Origin of the sequence: Sphingomonas sp. BGYR3, from assembly GCF_025153455.1 — a bacterium.
In the GTDB taxonomy this organism is placed as follows: Bacteria; Pseudomonadota; Alphaproteobacteria; order Sphingomonadales; family Sphingomonadaceae; genus Sphingomonas.
The window spans coordinates 1615545-1633507 of record NZ_JANZNT010000001.1 but is presented as its reverse complement, the minus strand read 5'-3'; the positions used below and the strand labels follow the sequence as shown (position 1 = coordinate 1633507).

Below are 17963 nucleotides of genomic sequence, written 5' to 3'. Positions count from 1 at the left end.
CCCCCCCCGCCGGCCCGGGTCTCCGGTCAGCGGGTCACCGCAGCAACGTTATCGTCGGAATTGCGATCGACATATTTGTTGTAAGGATCGACGCCTGCAATTTTCGGTTCGCCGTTGGTGACGATCCGGATCTGCTGCTTTCCGCTGTTCACCGGGCGACGCTCCATCAGGAGCACGTCCTTGGCGGCAAAGGCACCCACTCCCGGACGGGCAGCGAACAGACCGATGTCGATCGTGTCGGCCAACGGCGCTTCGGTTTCCTTGCCGCGGCCATCGGCATGGAATTTCTTGCCCTCCACCGTGACGACCGTTTCGAACCTGCCGCCGCCAACCGGCCGGGTCTTGGCGTCGGTCACCTTCAGGTCATAGATCGTGATGCGTTCGAACAGGTCGCTGATCAGCTGCCGCTCCGCAGGATTGCGGGCGATGCTGTTGAGGCCGGCCAAGAGGTCGGTCGATGCGGCATAGGGCGCGCCCTTGAACCGGTAACGGTCAAGCAAGCCCGCCAGCATCGTGTTCATCCGGTCCTCGCCCAGGCGATCCTGAAGCAGGTACATGACCAGCGCGCCCTTGCGGTAATGGATATAGCCCTGGTTCTCGACGCGCAGCAGCGGCAGTTCCTCGATCACCTCTCCGCCGCGCGAGCGCAGGTAATTGTCCAGCTCATATTTCAGGAAACGGCGGATCTTGTCCTCTCCGTACAGCTTCTTCATCACCATCAGCGCCGAATATTGCGCCATGGTTTCGACCAGCACCGTGCCGCCCTGCTGATCCGCACTGATCAGCTGATGCGCCCAATATTGGTGGGCAACCTCGTGCGCGGTGACATAGGTGACATAATCGATCTCGTCCGGATCGCTGTTGTCGGCAAGGAAGCCCAATGATTCCGAATAAGGCATGGTGCCGGCAAAGGCCTGGGCAAAGCTGGCATAGCCCGGAAACTCGATGATCCGGGCATAGTCGAACTGATAGGGGCCGAAATTGCCGCGGTAATAATCCAGCGACGCCTTCATCGCCTTCAGCATCGTGTCGGTGTTGTACGCATGGGCAGGATGGTAGAACACCGTCAACTTCACGCCGCCGCCCGCATCCATGGTCTTTTCGGCATAGCGCGCGGACTGAACCGAAAAGAAGCTGAGGATCGGGGCGGTCGAAACGAAACGGGCGGTGCGTCGGCCATTGGCCGACATGTCCGCCACCTTGCGCCCAGGCGCGATCGGCGTCTGATCCGCATCGGTCGACACGGTGATGTCGCTGCGCACCCAATCGGCATTGCCGACATAGTTGCGCATCCGGGCGGACTGATCCTCCAGCTTCGCCGGCCGCAGTTCGGGCGTCAGGCCATAGCGGCGGCGCTTTACCCGGTCCTGCAACAGACCGCTGCGATCCATTCCGATCAGCGGCGCGAACTCGCCATTGTTCAGGAAGGTGCCGTTGGCGACCAACCGGGTATCCTCGCCATTGGCGCGAATGCCCTTTTGCTCGCGGATCGTCTCAAAGCTGAGCGTGCCGGTGGCACCGGGCGCGAGCGGCTTTGCAAACCGATAGATGCGGTACTTGAACGCCGCATCGTTGCTCGCCAGCGTCGCGCCGGGAACGGTGACCGACACGAGCCGGGTCTGCTGATCCTGCAGCCGCACATGCAGTTCCGGCACCGGCTGTCCGGTATCGTTGACGAACCGGTAAACGCCCTTGACCACCGCCTGCCGATCAGCGGGGTGGATGGCGACGTCCAGCTTGATGTCGGTCAACGCTGGCTGCGCCACCCCCTCGTATTTCAGATATTTCTTCTCGAAATCGGCCAGCAGTTTTTCCTGTTCGTCGCTGTTCCGGTACAGGTTCAGGACGTTCATGTTGTAGAAAATCCAGCCGCCGCTGGCCGCCGCAACAACGACCCCCAGTGCCAGAAGGACGCCCGGTCCGCCCGCAAGCCGCGCCGGCATCCGCCGCAATCGCGGGCTCAGCCGGTCCTCGGTCCCACGCCGCCACAACAGATGGGCCAGCACGGCCAGGATCAGTGCCCATGCGCCCCAGTACAGGCGCAGCCACCAACCGGTCGCTCCGCCGATCTGATCCCCGTTCATGTCGGAAAAGCGGGCCGCACCCGTCGATCCGTACAGATAGAGCGGGTGGTCGAAGCCAAGGTTGGACAGCGTCAGCGTCGCCACGACGTAAACAACCATCAGGCCCCAGCCGAGATACTTGTTCGGCACCAGCGCTTGGATGAACACAGCCAGGATGGCGAGGATGATCATGTCGACGCCCAGCGGCATCAGATACCAGCCGAAATAGCTGCCGAGCGCCAGGTCGGTCTGACCCCGGAACAGCTGCACCAGCACGGCGGCAATCACCGAAATGGCAAGCGTCGAAAACAGCACCAAGCTGACCGCCAGCACCTTGGGCACCAGATAGGCCCAGTTCGGCAGCGAGGTCGCATCGACGATTTCGTGCATCTTGCGGTCGCGGTCGCGCCAGACCAGTTCGCCGGCATAATAGACCGCGATGATGACCGGAATGATCGAAAAGGCGCCGAGCAGGACCGGGATCAGTGCAAAGGTGAGCGGCCGTCCGGGCGTGCCGTAAATCTCGTTTGCGAAAATCAGCGCGCCGATGGCGTTGAACAGGCCGATGACCATCAGGACAAAGAACGCCGGGCTCTTGAACACCTGCGCCATTTCGAAGCGGCACCGTGCCCATAGCCGGCTGGCATTGGCGGCATCAGGCCGGGTGTCCGGCAGGCGGTCGACCAGCAGCGGCTCGCCAGGCGGCACCTTGCCGGGCTTTGACGAAGCCGCGCCCTTTTCGATGAACCGGAACCGCCAGATCGCAATGAGCAGTGCGACGATGGATACCACGAACCAGATGGCCCGGTTGACCAGCAACATCCCGGCAAAGGCCGGCATCATCGTGTTGGCTTCGGCCGCCGTCCAGTATCGCGTCACATAACCGACCGCGCCAAGGCCGAACGGCTCCAGATAGGCCGCCGTTTCCCGCCATTCCGGCTGGGTTGAAACTACGGCCAGCAGGACGGTGTACAGCACGAGGAACAGGACGACGCCGACATAGCTCCACATCATCGACCGGGTCAGCGTGGCAACGCCGAAAAAGATAGCTGAGGTGAGCAGGAGGTTGGGCAGCGCCAGCACCACAAACGCATAGGCGTAGTGCGACAACAGGCCCGGCCCCAGCGTTTCTGGATCGACCCATGGCATGGCCGAACCGACGATCATGCCGATGGGAATGGACAGAAAGGCGATGGCCGCGATGATCCACGCGCCGACGAACCGGCCCATCAGATAGGCGAATTTCGACACCCGCGTCGTTCGGACGATCGGGCCGAACCCGCTGTCATCGTCGCGCACCACCACGTTTGCGACGAATGCGACCGTGACGAACATGAAGAACAGCGAGAAGATCTGATACGCCTGCATGATCGCTTGCGGGCTGTTCTTGTGAACATTGCCGCCCGATCCGATGCTGATGTTCGGCGTGGCGACCGCGCCGAACGCGAACAGGAAGAAGAGGATGAACACGACCCAGAAAACCGGGTTGCGGAACTGGTAGCGCAGCTCGAACGCCGCGATCTTGCCAAACATCGGGCTTTCTCCGGATCAGGCGGCTGCGGGCACAGGCGAGGCGGCGCGGCGCGATTTCGCCAGGGTGGAGAAATAGACATCCTCCAGCCCGCCCGACACTGCGGCGAAGCCATCGCCGGGATCGCTCGGCGACAGGATGTGGATGATCGTCCGTCCTGCGAACAGCCGCGTCGAGATCACCTCGTACCGTGCCTTGTGCTCGTCCAGTTCGGTCCGGGCGATGGTCTTGGCCCAGATGGTGCCGCGCGAACGATCGATCAGGTCGAGCGGTGCGCCTTCCAGCTGGATGCGGCCATCGGCCAGCACCGCCATGCGCGGGCACAGGTCGGCCACATCCTCGACGATGTGCGTCGACAGGATGATGACGACGTTTTCTCCGATTTCGGCAAGCAGGTTGAGGAAGCGGTTGCGCTCCTCCGGATCAAGCCCCGCAGTCGGTTCGTCGACAATGATCAGTTCGGGGTTGCCGATCAGCGCCTGGGCAATGCCGAAGCGTTGACGCATCCCGCCCGAAAAACCGGCAATCGCCTTTTTGCGGAACTTCCACAAATTGGTCTGATTGAGCAGCGTCTCGACCGTTTCCTTGCGTTCCCGCGCATTGGCCACGCCCTTCAGCACCGCCATGTGATCCAGCATGTCATAGGCCGAGACGCGCGGATAAACGCCGAAATCCTGCGGCAGATACCCAAGCGTGCGGCGCAGCGCCTCTGGCTGTTTCAGAACGTCGATGGCACCAAAAGTGATGCTGCCCGTACTGGGCGACTGAAGCGTAGCGATGGTCCGCATCAACGTCGACTTGCCGGCGCCATTGGGGCCAAGCAGGCCGAACATCCCCTTGGGGATGGACAGCGTTACCCCGTCCAGCGCCCGCGTACCGTTCGGATAGGTATGGGTGACATTGTTGAGTTCGAGCATCACGAATCCCCCTGATATTCGCGCAGGATATCAAGGGTGTGTTATAATGCTAGAGCGGTAATTCAGCGGCGGGGAGCATCCAGCCAGGCGGCCACCCAGAGCAGCGGCGCGTTCCAGTTTACCGCGACCTCGTTCAGCTCATACGCGTCGATATCGTCGGCCCAGCAGGTCTGGTGAACGCATTTGCCCGCCAGTTTGCGCCCTGCCGGCGACGAAAGGCGGCTGTTCGGCCCGCCGGACAGCACGCCGGGCGGCGGGGGAGGCAGCGCCGGGTCGGCGGATGGTGCCCAGAAGCGATGATGGGGATGCTGCATCGGCCGCGCGCCAAAGCCGGACACATAGCTTTGGTCGAGCGGGTTGCGACCGAGCAGATAGTCCATCGCATCGACGACCCCCTGACGATAGGCTTCGCGTCCGGTCAGGTCGTGTGCCAGACCCAGCAGCATTGCCCGGTTCAGCAGGTTGGAATTGGATCCCCAGGGCAGGCTTTCCGGGCCATAGGGAATGGCATAACCAACCGACTGCCGGTCACTGACGAACCGGTCGGCACCGGCGGTCAGCCCACGCAGCAATGCCGCGCGCTGTTCGTCGCGCAGGGCGGGACGGCTGACCATTAGGGTGACCGCGCCCAGCGTCGCGGTCGATCCCCAGCCGGGTTCCGACAGCGGCTCACCCGTCAGCGGCGGCGATGCCTCAACAACCGCGCGGGCGTCGGCATCGCCCGTCGCGGCGAACAGTTCGGCGGCGGCCCAGAAGAATTCGTCCGACAGCGTCCCGTCACCATAGCCGCCCGATCCGGTAAAGGGCGCGATGGCATAGACATCGGGATTGCGGCGCGCGGCGGCCCAGGCGGCCCGCGCCGATGCCAGGCAGCGATCGGCAAAGGCCGCATCGATCCCCCGCCACAGCCGGGCGCATTGCGCGGTCACCGCCGCCAGGTTCAGCGTCGCGGCGGTCGAGGGCGGGAACAGCACACGCTTTGCCGTGTCGAGGTGCGGCGGCGTGGGCAGCGGCGTCCAGTTTTCGTCGCTCATCTTGTGATGCGCCATCCCGCCCGCGTCGATTTCCGTGAAGGCAAGGCCGGCCTGTGCCCGCTTTTGCCCGACCGGAACGGACAGGCGGGTGCCGGCGGGCACCTGCATCTTCATCATCCATTCCAGCTCGAACCGCGCCTCGTCCAGCAGGTCGTCGACGTCGTTGCCGCTTTCGGGGATCAACGCGCCCTTGTCGCCAAAAGGCTGAGCCTCACCCCGTTGGTTGGCACGTTCGTACAGGTTCATCAGCGTCCAGACGCTGATCCCGCCATTGACGACATATTTGCCCTGATCGCCCGCGTCATATCATCCGCCCGACACATCGGGTCGGTATGTGCAGCGCGGCCAGTCGTTGCCGAATTCGTCGCGTCCGCCGACACAGCTGGCCGTTTCGCCGGCATGGCCCGCCGGTCGCGCCCAGCGTTCGCCGCCGGCGAACCGCGCGTCGATCGGCACCCCGGCACGCTGCTGGTAGAAAAAGTTGAACGCCGCCCGTTTCAGCGGACCATATGGGGCGGGCCGAACGGAAAAGGGCCGGCTTGTCGCCGATCCCGCTGTCAGCCGGTATCCCGGCCCCGACAGGCGGGCGGCATTGAAGGTGATGCGATGTACGCTCTGGCCGGAATGCCGGTCTGCGCCGAACGCCGCCGTCTTGCCGCTCGCCACCCGCTTTCCGGCCGCATCGATCAGTTGCCAGTCGATGGGCGATTGTTCCGGCGCGATCAGGATCGCGGTCTGACCCGGCGCTGCCAGCACGGCGTGCTGATTAAGGCGGATGGCAGGCGCGTCGGCCGGTTCGGCATGAACCAGAGCGGGCGCCGACAGGGCGATGATCGCAGTCAGCATTCCGGTAATCGCCCGCATCGTCCCGCGCTCCTGTTCCCGATCGATCAAAGCTGGCCCAGCATCTGGCGCAGCGTGGCGCGCATCCGCTGCATCATCTCTGCATCCGCATCGCCCAGCACGCCGCGGGCGGCGCGGGGCAGATGGTCCGCCACATCATCGTCGAACACCAGGTGCATGAAACTGTGCCGCCACGCCGCCCGCTGATCCGGCGGCAACTGGCGCAGCGCGATCAGGGCGTGCATCAACGCGCCATAGGGATTGGGCAGGTCCCGCCGCCCGGCATTCCACCAGTAATTGACCAACAGGTTGAACCGTTCCAGCGATTCGACCCCATGCCACCAATGGAACGGGATATAGATCGCATCGCCCGGTTCCAGCACCGCCGACTGGGCCATGGATGCCGCCTCTGCATAGCGGGGAAAGCGGACCAGATCCGGCGCAACGGTATCGACCAGGCTGACCGGCGTTCCGGCGGGGGTAAGCTCGATGGGGCCAAGATAGAGATTGCGGGCCTGATCGGGCGGAAACAGGGTGAAGCGCCGCCGCCCGGCAACGACGATGCCGATGTTTTCCATCAGGTCGTAATGCGGCGACACGCGGATGCGGTTGCCGATCCACGCGCGCGCCGGGGTGCCGGTCGGCGGCAGCGGGCTTTGATGGTCGGCAACGAAACCGGGCATCAATTCGTCGAGGATTTCGGACTGGACCGCGATGGAAAAGGGGGCTTCCAGCGCCCGATCGTTCAACAGCCGCTCGAAAAATGCCTCAAGGCCGATTTCACCGCGGGTAAAATTGAGGCCGCGATAATCGGGCGTGTAGAAAAAACGTCCTTCGATTTCCGGTGCGCCGACCAGCACCTGAACGGGACGCTGCGGGTGGTGCGCGGCGAAGATTTCGGCCAGCGCCTCGTCGGATTGCCTGGCCGCGCGGACCGCCGGCCAGTGTTCTGCATGGCCGCGCAGGACGACGGGCTGTCCGGCCGGCTGGATCTCCGAAATGAACCGGGCGCGATCGACGCCCGCAAGCTCGCGGATCGGCGTGGGCGAGGGCAGGGTGGTCACGATGCCTTGCGCAGCACCTCGCCCGATGCGCTCCCCTCGGCAATCAGGAAGTCGCGCTGGGTGGGCATCCGGTCGGCGGTGTCGGCAATGATCGCGCGAATGTGATGGAGCCGTTTCAGCGTTTCGGCATCCGGCAACAGGTCGGCGGCCGGGTGATAGCCGCCAGCCTCGATCCCCTGACCCACCATGACGGACAGCCAGCTGGTTTCGGTGAACAATTCCTCATGCTCGCGGAACACCCGGCCGTTGGACCGGAACATGGCGAGCTTTTCCTGCAACCCCTCGGGCGGGGTCAGCGTGCGGCAATAGCGCCAGAAATCGGAATCGTCCCGCTCCGTCGCCTTGTAATGCAGGATCAGGAAATCGCGGATATCCAGATATTCCTTCACCGATCCGCGATTGTACCGATCAATTTCCTGCTGATGAAAACCCTGTGTCGGGAACAGGGACATCAGCCGCGCAATCCCAGACTGGATCAGGTGGATGCTGGTCGATTCCAGCGGTTCCAGGAAACCGCCGGCAAGGCCCATCGCCACCACGTTCTTCTCCCAGGAACGATGGCGATGCCCGGCGGTGAAACGGATCGGTTTCGGGTCGGCCAGGGCAGGCGCGTCGAGATGGGCAAGCAGCGTCGCCGCCGCCTCGTCATCGCTGATATGGGCGCTGGAATAGACATAACCGTTGCCGGTGCGATGCTGCAGCGGGATGCGCCATTGCCAGCCAGCAGTGCGTGCCGTGGATCGCGTGATCGGTTGCTGGTCGCCGGAGCTTTCGCACGGCACGGCCATTGCCCGGTCGCACGGCAGCCAGCGGGTCCAGTCCTCATAGCCCACGCCCAGCGTCTCACCCAGCAGCATCGAGCGAAAGCCGGAGCAGTCGATGAACAGGTCGCCCGCGATTTCGCGCCCGTCCTCCAGCACGACTGCGGTGATGAACCCCGATTCCGGATGCTGGTTTACCCGGGTGATCCGCCCCTCGGTCCGGGTCACGCTGCGCGCTTCGGAAAAGCGGCGCAGGAAGCGGGCGTAGAGGCCGGCATCGAACTGAAACGCGTAGGCGATCTTTGAAACCGGCGAATTGCGCGCTTCGGGCTGTGGCCGCAGAAACTTGGAATTGCGCGCGGCGACGACCGACATTGAATAGTCATCAAGCTCGGACGTGTCGCCCAGCATCCGCCCCTTCAGCCAATGATGGTGGAACTCGATCCCCATCATGTCGATGCCATAGGTGCCGAACGGGTGGATGTAACGATGGCCGATCCGGCGCCAGTCGACGAATTCGATCCCCAGTTTGTAGGTCGCGTTCGTCTCCCGCATGAACTGGATTTCGTCCAGGCCCAGCAGGTCGTTGAACAACGTGATCTGCGGGATCGTCGCCTCGCCCACGCCGACCGTGCCGATCGCGTCGGATTCCACCAGTTCGATGGTCAGGTCGGGGAGGCTGCCCATCACCTGTGCCATGGCGGCGGCGGTCATCCAGCCGGCGGTGCCGCCGCCGACGATGACCACCCGGCGGATGCGATCCGGCCTCATGATGCCATGTCCATCGGCATGCCCTGATGCTGCAGGATGCGGGCGATGAAGGTTTCGTGAGATGGAAGCTGGCCGACCGTGCCGGCGATCTCCTGCCGATAGCGTTCGAGCATGGCGGCAACCGCATCATCGTCCAGCCCATCGGCGACCGGATCATAGCCGGTCGGCATCTGGCGCTGGCCCATCATCACGGCGACCCAGCTGGCGGGGGAGAACAGTTCGAACCCATCCCGGAACGTGCGGCCGCGACCCCGGAACAACGCCATCTTGTGCGCCAGGGGTTCCGGGATCGGCATGGTGCGCATGTAATTCCAGAAGGATGAATCGTCCCGTTCGGTGGCGTGATAGTGCAGGATGATGAAATCGCGCAGATCTTCGAACTGATCCTGCAGCACCTTGTTATATTCGGCGCGCTCGACATCGTTGCGCCCGGTGTCGGGGAACAGGGCGATCAGCCGGGCAATCCCGGTCTGGATCAAGTGGATGCTGGTCGATTCCAGCGGCTCGATGAACCCGGCGGACAGGCCGATCGCCACGACATTATGGCTCCATGTCTTGCGCCGCCGCCCCGTCTTGAACCGGATGGTTCGCGGCTCGGCCAGTGCTTCGCCCTCCAGGTTCGCCAGCAGGGTCGCCGTTGCCTCATCCTCGCTGATGTGCGCAGTCGAAAATACATGGCCGTTCCCGGTCCGATGCTGCAGCGGAATCCGCCATTGCCATCCCGCCGAATGCGCGATCGATCGGGTATAGGGCGTCAGCGGCCCCACATTCGCGCTGGGCACCGCAACGGCCCGGTCGCAGGGCAGCCAGTGGCTCCAATCGTCATAGCCCGCACCCAGCGCCTCTTCGATCAGCAGCCCGCGAAAGCCCGAGCAATCAACGAACAAGTCACCCGCGATGCGTTCGCCATTCTCCATCTGGACCGACGCGATGTCGCCGCTTTCGCCATCGCGATGCGCGCCCACGATCCGGCCTTCGATCCGGGTGACGCCGCCGCGTTCCGAATAATCGCGCAGGAACCGGGCATAGAGCGAGGCATCGAAGTGAAAGGCATAGATCATTTCACGGACGATGGACTGTGCCGTTGCCGCGGGGCGGGCGAACCGGTTGTGCGCGGCTGCCATCGACGGCATCGAATAGGCGGAAATGTCGGGCATCGGCCGGCGCGCCCGCTCGCGCAGGTAAAGCTGGTGAAAGGGAACGCCGTTCACCGGATGGCCGTAATGGCCGAACGGGTGGAAATAGCGGTCGCCCTGGCGCGCCCAGTTGACGAATTCGATCCCCAGTTTGAACGTGCCGTTCGTCGCGGCGATGAACTCGTTCTCGTTGATGCCAAGCATCTGGTTGAACGTCAGGATGGGCGGGATGGTCGCCTCTCCCACACCAACCGTACCGATGGCGTCGGATTCGATCAGGGTGATGCGGGTCCGGTCCCGCGCCAGCATTCTGGACAGCGCCGCCGCCGTCATCCAGCCGGCCGTGCCGCCACCCACAATGACTACCCGCTCGATCTGCTTCGTCATTCCTGCTCCCCGGCATCGACCGTGCTGCGCTTATGCTGCATTGGCTTGCCGGCATAACTCATAACAGTCTTCACGGCAGCCTGATGGAGAGTAAGCGCCATGGGGCAAGTCCGTCAAATCGGTATGACAACTGTGTCAATGTCGCCACACATTCTCAGATAATGGTAGAATCGGCCCTTGCTAACGCTACCATCAACAGATAACAATTTGAGTTGAGCGCATATCAGGGGCACTGGTGGCGCCGGGGTATAAAACACAGGGGGAGGGCATGATGCGTCATCGCGACGGTCTGCGGTCTGAAATTCAATCACCATCCAACATCGCGAAATTGCTGCGCGGAAGTGCATCGCTGGTGGCGATCTGCGCCATGGCTGCTGCGGCCCCCGCATTCGCACAGGATGCTGCGGCCGAATCGGATGCCGCTGCCGCGCAGGACGCGCCGTCCGGCGATGACGTGATCACCGTGACCGGCATTCGTGCCAGCCTTGCCAATGCGCAGTCGATCAAGCGCGGATCCGACACGGTTGTCGACGCCATCACCGCCCAGGACATCGGCGCTCTGCCCGATCGGTCGGTGACCGAAGCGCTGCAGCGCATCCCCGGCGTTTCGATCAACCGCTTTGCCGGTTCGAACGACCCCGACCACTTCTCGGTCGAAGGGTCCGGCGTCGTCATCCGCGGCCTCAGCTATGTTCGGTCCGAATTCAACGGCCGCGATACCTTTTCCACCGGCGTCGGCGGACAGTCGATCAACTTTGCGGACGTGCCTGCCGAACTGCTCGGCTCGGTCGTCGTCGCCAAGAACCTGACCGCCGAAATGATCGAGGGCGGCCTGTCGGGTGTCGTCGATCTGCGCACGCGCCTGCCGTTCGACCGGCGCGGCCTGCACGGCGGCTTCAACCTTGAGGCGAATTACGGCGATCTTGCCAAGCAGGCGTCGCCCACCATGTCCGCGCTGCTGTCGAACACCTGGGACACGGGTGCCGGCACGTTCGGCCTGCTGGCCAATGTCAGCTATTCGCAGCTGCTCAGCCGCTCCGACGGCATTCAGGTCGCGAATTTCCAGACCCGCGACTATCAGCTGGCGGTCGAGGCCAACAGCTCCGACTCCTCGGTGCAGCGTTGCGCAAACCCGCTGCCCGGCAATTCGGATACGCAGACCCTGCCGGGCAACAACGCCCTGTGCGGCACGCCGCAGACGGCGGGCGCTGACGGCCTGGCCGACTGGGCCAGCCTGCTGTACGCGCCGCTGGGCGGGCAGTTCCGGACCCAGGATTATGACCGGCGCCGCAAGGGTGTGGCACTGGCCGGTCAGTGGGAAAGCCTTGATCGCCGGGCGATGCTGACCGCCCAGTTCCTGCGCACCGAAGCCACGCAGCGCTGGGGCGAATATACGGCTGCGGCTGCGCCCGATCTGTCGGATTTCAACACCTATCCCTATGGCTGCCGTCCCAACGGCAACGGCGCCAATGTCGTCAACCAGGGGCTGCCGACCGGTGGTTCGACCACCCGCGCGGAATGTCCGCTGACCGGGTCGCTGCCGTTCCGGAACTTCGAATATGACGAGAATGGCGTGTTCGAGCGCGGCTACATCACGCTGCCCGGGTCGGGCTGGCGCTCGCAGGATTCGGGTGGCACGTGGCGGACGCCGACCGGCGGTATGCAGCAGGAATATTCCCGCCGCGAGGTCGATGAAAAGAATATCGTCGCCGATTATGGCCTGAACTTCAAATTCACCCCGAACGATCGCTGGTCGTTCCAGGCGGATGCGCAATTCGTGCAGGCGCGCCGGGATCAGATCGATTTCAGCCTGTTTGGTGGCGGCTTTGCCGACCAGGAGCTGGACATTTCCGGCAAGATTCCGGTCGTCGTCAATCACAAGCCGCTCTGGCTGTCGGCCGACTGGGCCGGGGCGACAAGTCCCAATGGATCGCCGTGCCCCACGCCCGGTACGTGTTCGCCCAACGCACGCATCAATGGCCAGAACGATCAGCAGTATTTCACTGATCCGGGTAACTACTTCTTCCGCGCTGCGATGGACCATTTCGAAAAGTCGCAGGGTGAGGAAGCGGCGTTCCGCGGCGACATCCAGTATAATTTCGACGAGGATTCGTTCCTGAAGCGGCTGAAGGTCGGTGGTCGCTATGCCGACCGCGATCAGACTGTCCGCTACAGCAATTACAACTGGGGCACCTTGTCCGAAACCTGGGGCGGCAATGGCCCGCAGTGGATGGACGATCCGCGGTTCCGCAACAACGTGTCGTTCTTCTCGTTCGACAACTTCTTCCGCGGGGCGACGCCGGGGCCGATCGGCGGCTTCTACTACAACGGCGATCTGATCGAGAATTATGATCAGGCCGTGCGGTTCGCCCGTCAGGTTTCCGATGCCGGCGGTATCGGTGGCTCCTGGCGTCCTGCGGCTCAGCGCGCCAATGCCGATCCGCTGACGGGTTTCCGCCCGGATGAGATCCAGCAGGTCTCCGAACGCAACATCAACGCCTATGCCATGCTGAGCTTCGACAGCGATCGCGGCAATGGCGGCCTTGCGGTCAGCGGCAATATCGGCGTCCGTTTCGTTGATACCGAAGTCCGTTCGGTCGGTGCCTTCACCTTCCCCACGCGGCAGGAAGTCGGCGTTGCCGATGATTTTGCAACGCGCTGCCGGGACGTGACGCTGCCTTCGCCGCCCGCGCCGCCGAACACCACGCGGCCTGCGGGAGGGATCTGCGTCCTTGGTCAGGCGGCTTATGATCAGGTCCGGCTGTTCGCGGATGGCCGGAGCGATCCGAATACCGCGGTCAACAAGTATCGCTACTTCCTGCCCAGCCTGAACCTGAAGGTTCAGCTGACCGACAACCTGATTGCGCGATTTGCCGGATCGCGGGCGCTTGCCCGTCCGGAGATGAACCAGATCCGCAATTTCTTCACCTTTGGCTCGAACCAGAACGATCCAAGCCGACTGCAGGGCAATGCGGGCAATCCGTTCCTGAAGCCTGCGATTTCCGACCAGTTCGACGTGACGCTGGAATGGTATTTCGCTCGCGTCGGTTCGCTGACGGTCAACGGGTTCTACAAGGATATCAAGGGCTTCTTCTACCAGAACGTCATCCCGATCCAGCTGACCAACAATGGCGTCACCCTGACCGCCAACGTGCGCCAGCCGGACAATTTCGACGGGTCCGGCAAGGTGAAGGGCTTTGAGGTCGCCTATCAGCAGACCTTTGATTTCCTGCCTGGTTTCCTGAGCGGCCTTGGCTTCAGTGGCAGCTACACCTTCATCGACAGCGAAGGCCTGCCGGCAAACCGGCCGGTCTTTGGTCCGGCGACCAACCTGGATCCCGGTCCGCTGCCGCTGGAACAGCTGTCACGGCACAACGTCAATGCGTCGGTGTTCTATGAAAAGGGCCCGGTCTCTCTGCGTGCCGCCTATAACTGGCGCTCGCGGTTCCTGCTGACGGCGGCGGACGTGATCCATCCTTTCTATCCCATCTTCAATGATGAGACGGGACAGCTGGATGCCTCTGCGTTCTTCTCGCTGTCGCCGGTGATCAAGGTGGGTGTGCAGGGTGTGAACCTGCTCAACGAAACCACCCGGACGCTGCAGCAATATACCGGTCTGCCGAACACCTATGTCGGACCGCGTTCCTACTTCATCAACGATCGTCGCTTCGCCTTCATCGTTCGCGGCAGCTTCTGATCTACGATCCCTGATCAAGGGGGGTCTTCGGCAACGAAGGCCCCCCTTTTTCTTTGCGCGTGACATGGGGATCGCGCATCATCGCGGGCAGTTCAGTGGAGAGGATATGCGCATCAAACTCGCCTTGGCGATTGCGGCTGGCACCACGCTGACAGCGATGACAATACCGGTTCTGGGGCAGGATGCTGCGATGTCGGACGGCTTTGTCCTGTCCGAGAAAGGCTATCTGACGCGGCCCGGCGTTGACGTGATCGTATTCGACGACATTTATCCTGATGGCCATCAGACCGGCGTCACCATCATCCAGCAGGGCAGGCGGGTCGCCGCAAATGGCGATGTTCGGCTGGATGCTATGCCCGGGCAATGGTCGCCCATGCCAAAGGGCGGGGAGCGCAGCGTCGATGCAGCATCGCGCAGCATCACCCAGCGCCTGTCCTTCCCCGATCCATCGAAAAACGGGCGTGGGTTCAATCCGATCTTCTATCCGCCGGTTGATCTTTCCTATTCGGTCACGGTGACCCCGGCGGGCGCCAACCGGTTTCGGATCCGCGTCGACCTGGATCGCCCGGTGCCATCGGAATGGCGCGGCCGGGCCGGGTTCAACCTGGAGCTTTTCCCAACCGAACTGTTCGGCAAGGCATGGCTGATGGACAGGGTTGGTGGCATTTTCCCCCGCCAGCCGAACGGCCCGATCATCCGCAGCAAGGGCAGCACTGTTCCGGTGCCGCGCAACGCAGAGGCGAACGGGCCGGTTCAGGATCCCAATGGCCAGGCGCTGGGTGCGCCATTGGCCAGGGGCCGCAAGCTGGTCGTCGCACCGGAAACGCCGGGTCAGCGGATCATCATCGAAAGCGCCGACGGGATCGAGCTGATCGACGGGCGCAGCGCGCACAATAATGGCTGGTACATCGTGCGCGGGGTTCTGCCCGCGGGGCGTACCGCGCACGCACTCGAATGGACGGTAACGGTCGATAGCGAGCCCGGATGGACCTATCGCCCGGTGATTCAGGTGTCGCAGGTCGGCTATGCGCCTGCCCAGTCGAAGCGGGCCTTGTTCGAACTGGATGCGCGCAGCACAGACGTTGGTGAAGCGGTGCTGTATCGTCTCACCGAAGCCGGCGAACAGGCGGTGCTGCGCGATTCGCCCCGCGAATGGGGCAGCTTTCTGCGCTATCGCTATCGTGCCTTCGACTTCAGTTCAGTGAAGACGCCGGGCATGTACCGCATCGGCTATGGCGACCAGCGGTCCCAGCCGTTCCGCATTGCTGATGACGTCTTTTCCCGCGACGTGTGGCAGCCGACGCTGGAAACCTTCCTGCCGGTGCAGATGTGCCACATGCGGGTCAGTCAGAAATACCGGGTGTGGCATGGGCACGACCATCTGGACGACGCCAGGATGGCACCCGTCAGCCTCAATCATTTCGACGGTTATGTGCAGGGGCCGCAAACGCTGACCCGGTTTCGGCCTGGCGATCCGGTGCCCGGCCTGAACGCCGGGGGCTGGCACGATGCGGGGGATTACGACCTGCGGGTTGAATCGCAGATCGGCACGGTCTGGCTGCTCGCGAAGATGGTCGAGGAATTCGACCTGGATTACGATGCGACCCGCATCGATCCGCAGGCAAAGACGGTTGAGATCCATGATCCGGACGGCCGGAACGATGCCATCCAGCAGATCGAACATGGCTTGGCCAGCGTCCTTGGCGGCTATCGTTCGCTGGGGCGGCTCTATCGCGGCATCATCACGCCCAGCCTGCGTCGCTATGTGATGCTTGGCGATGCCGGCAGCCACAGCGACAATGAGCCAATGAAGCCGGTGGACGGGCTGGGCGTCGATGCGAATGGCGGCCCCGTCACCGCGGACGATCGGTGGGTGTTTACCGAGGACAATCCCGAGCGCGAGCTTTATGTCGCGGCCGGCCTTGCCGGTGCTGCCCGGGCGCTGCGCAGGGAAAACCCCGTTCTGGCGGCAGAGGCGCTGGCGGCGGCGCGTGCCATCACCGATGCGGCGATCGATCGGGGCGGGGACAGCCCGAACCGCATTTTCGCGCTTGCCGAACTCGCGCTCGCGACGGGCGAACAACGCTATGTCGACCGGATTGCTGCACTGGTCGACCTTGCGTTGAAGGACGTATCGAAAACGGGATGGATGTTGGCCGGACTGCGCGGCCGCCTGCCGCGCCCGTTCCGGGACCGGCTGGACCGCGCGGTGCTGGAGTATCAGGCGGGCGTGCAGCGCGATGCCCGTACCGACAGCCCCTATGGTATCCCCTACAAGCCTCAGATCTGGGGTGCGGGATGGGACATTCAGCGGCGCGGTGTCGAGCAATGGCTGTTCGCCAGGGGATGGCCAGAGGCAGTAGATCCCGACAGCTGGCTGAATGCGCTCAATTTCGTGCTGGGCGTGCATCCGGGGGAAAACACCGCCAGTTTCGTATCGGGAGTCGGCAGCCATTCGGCAACCGTTGCCTATGGGGTCAACCGGGCGGATTGGAGTTACATCCCCGGCGGCGTGATTTCCGGCACAAACCTGATCCGGCCCGATCTGCCAGAGCTGAAGACTTGGCCCTATTTCTGGCAACAGACCGAATATGTCATGGGCGGCGGCGAAACCAATTTCATGTTTCTGGCCCTTGCCGCAGACCGGCATTTCGCTGGTCGCAAGCGATAGGGCGTCCGCCATCGTCGGGGTGATCCGGGACAGATGGGTGGCACAACAAGGGATTTTCCGATGACATTGACCAGACGCCATCTGATCGCCGGGATCGCCGCACTGGCGCCAGTCGCTTGCGTCGCCAGGCCGCTGAGGGCGCAAGATACCCGCATCGGCGCCATCAACCGGATGGATCCCGGACTGGACGCGGTGATTGACCCGGATGCGCCGATCGAGGTGCTGGGCACTGGCTATGGCTGGGCAGAAGGGCCGGTCTGGGTGCCGGACGGCGGCTATCTGCTGTTCACCGACGTGCCGGGCAACCGCATCTGGCGCTGGACACCGGGAGCGGGCGCGCCGGTGCCGTTCCTTGACCCGTCCGGGCCGTCGCCCATCCCCGCCGGTGTGCGTGAGGCCGGTGCGAACGGGCTGGCACTGGATCGTCAGGGGCGGCTGCTGATGGCGGGCAGCGGGACGCGCGCGATCGAGCGGCTGGACCTGAAAACGCGGATCCGCACCATCCTGGCCAACCGGTTCGACGGCAAGCGGTTCAACAGCTGCAACGACCTGATCGAGGGGCGCGATGGCAGCATCTATTTCACGGATCCGCCCTATGGCCTGGCCGACGGCGATCAGTCGCCGTTGAAGGAACAGGCGGCCAATGGCGTCTATCAGCTTGCACCGGATGGCACCGTCAGCCGGATCGACGCCACGGTGAAGCGGCCAAATGGAATCGCGCTGTCACCGGATCAGCGCACGCTGTACGTCACCCAATCCGATCCTGATGTGCCCGAGCTTTACGCCTATTCGCGGCAGGTCGATGGCAGCTTTGGCGAGCGGCGGGTGCTGGGCAATTTCCGGGCAGGCGTCGCCGCCGGCAAGCCCGGACTGCCCGACGGGATGAAGGTGGCGGCCACGGGTCACCTGTTCATGACCGGGCCGGGCGGCGTGCTCGTCTTTACCCCGGACGGCCGGCATCTCGGCACGATCGGGACGGGCAAGGCGATCGCCAATTGCGCGCTGGCGCCGAACGGCTGGCTCTACCTTACCTCAAGCGACATGGTCGCGCGGGTCAGGACCCGGGTGCGCCCCGCATCCTGACCCGC

Annotated in this window: 9 protein-coding genes and 1 pseudogene; 3 read left to right on the top strand and 7 right to left on the bottom strand. The window is 63.6% G+C overall.

Features of this window, described 5'->3' with window-relative positions; all coding sequences use genetic code 11:
• Positions 1 to 26 precede the first annotated feature (26 nt).
• From NYR55_RS07715 to NYR55_RS07685, 7 genes and pseudogenes are all read right to left on the bottom strand, one after another.
• Positions 27 to 3596: a M1 family aminopeptidase gene (locus tag NYR55_RS07715; RefSeq protein ID WP_260020618.1), complete on the bottom strand. Its 3570-nt coding sequence runs from the start codon at positions 3594 to 3596 to the stop codon at positions 27 to 29.
• Positions 3597 to 3611: 15 nt separating this feature from the next.
• Entirely contained in the window at positions 3612 to 4511 is a 900-nt protein-coding gene (locus NYR55_RS07710) for an ABC transporter ATP-binding protein (RefSeq protein ID WP_260020617.1), read from the bottom strand.
• Between the two features lie 62 nt (positions 4512 to 4573).
• Positions 4574 to 5839, bottom strand: a pseudogene (locus NYR55_RS07705) (glycoside hydrolase family 9 protein); the annotation flags it as partial.
• A gap of 12 nt (positions 5840 to 5851) precedes the next feature.
• On the bottom strand, positions 5852 to 6439 hold the full coding sequence (locus NYR55_RS07700; RefSeq protein ID WP_260020616.1) for a cellulase N-terminal Ig-like domain-containing protein: 588 nt from the start codon (positions 6437 to 6439) through the stop codon (positions 5852 to 5854).
• Positions 6436 to 7452 (bottom strand): cupin-like domain-containing protein, encoded by a 1017-nt coding sequence (locus NYR55_RS07695; protein WP_260020615.1) that lies wholly within the window; start codon positions 7450 to 7452, stop codon positions 6436 to 6438. Before NYR55_RS07695 ends, NYR55_RS07700 begins: the two co-directional genes overlap by 4 nt.
• Positions 7449 to 8984, bottom strand: coding sequence for a tryptophan halogenase family protein (locus NYR55_RS07690; protein ID WP_260020613.1), 1536 nt, complete (start codon positions 8982 to 8984; stop codon positions 7449 to 7451). Before NYR55_RS07690 ends, NYR55_RS07695 begins: the two co-directional genes overlap by 4 nt.
• Positions 8981 to 10507, bottom strand: coding sequence for a tryptophan halogenase family protein (locus NYR55_RS07685; RefSeq protein ID WP_260020611.1), 1527 nt, complete (start codon positions 10505 to 10507; stop codon positions 8981 to 8983). The genes NYR55_RS07690 and NYR55_RS07685 overlap by 4 nt, the downstream gene beginning before the upstream one ends.
• 328 nt (positions 10508 to 10835) lie before the next feature.
• Here NYR55_RS07685 and NYR55_RS07680 point away from each other — a divergent pair, with 328 nt between their 5' ends.
• The 3 genes from NYR55_RS07680 to NYR55_RS07670 all read left to right on the top strand — a co-directional run bounded on the left by NYR55_RS07680 (position 10836) and on the right by NYR55_RS07670 (position 17958).
• On the top strand, positions 10836 to 14204 hold the full coding sequence (locus NYR55_RS07680) for a TonB-dependent receptor (RefSeq protein ID WP_260020610.1): 3369 nt from the start codon (positions 10836 to 10838) through the stop codon (positions 14202 to 14204).
• 106 nt (positions 14205 to 14310) lie between these two features.
• Complete coding sequence (locus tag NYR55_RS07675) at positions 14311 to 16875, top strand: cellulase N-terminal Ig-like domain-containing protein (RefSeq protein ID WP_260020609.1); 2565 nt, start codon at positions 14311 to 14313, stop codon at positions 16873 to 16875.
• Positions 16876 to 16935: 60 nt separating this feature from the next.
• Positions 16936 to 17958, top strand: coding sequence for an SMP-30/gluconolactonase/LRE family protein (locus NYR55_RS07670; protein WP_260020608.1), 1023 nt, complete (start codon positions 16936 to 16938; stop codon positions 17956 to 17958).
• Positions 17959 to 17963 lie beyond the last annotated feature (5 nt).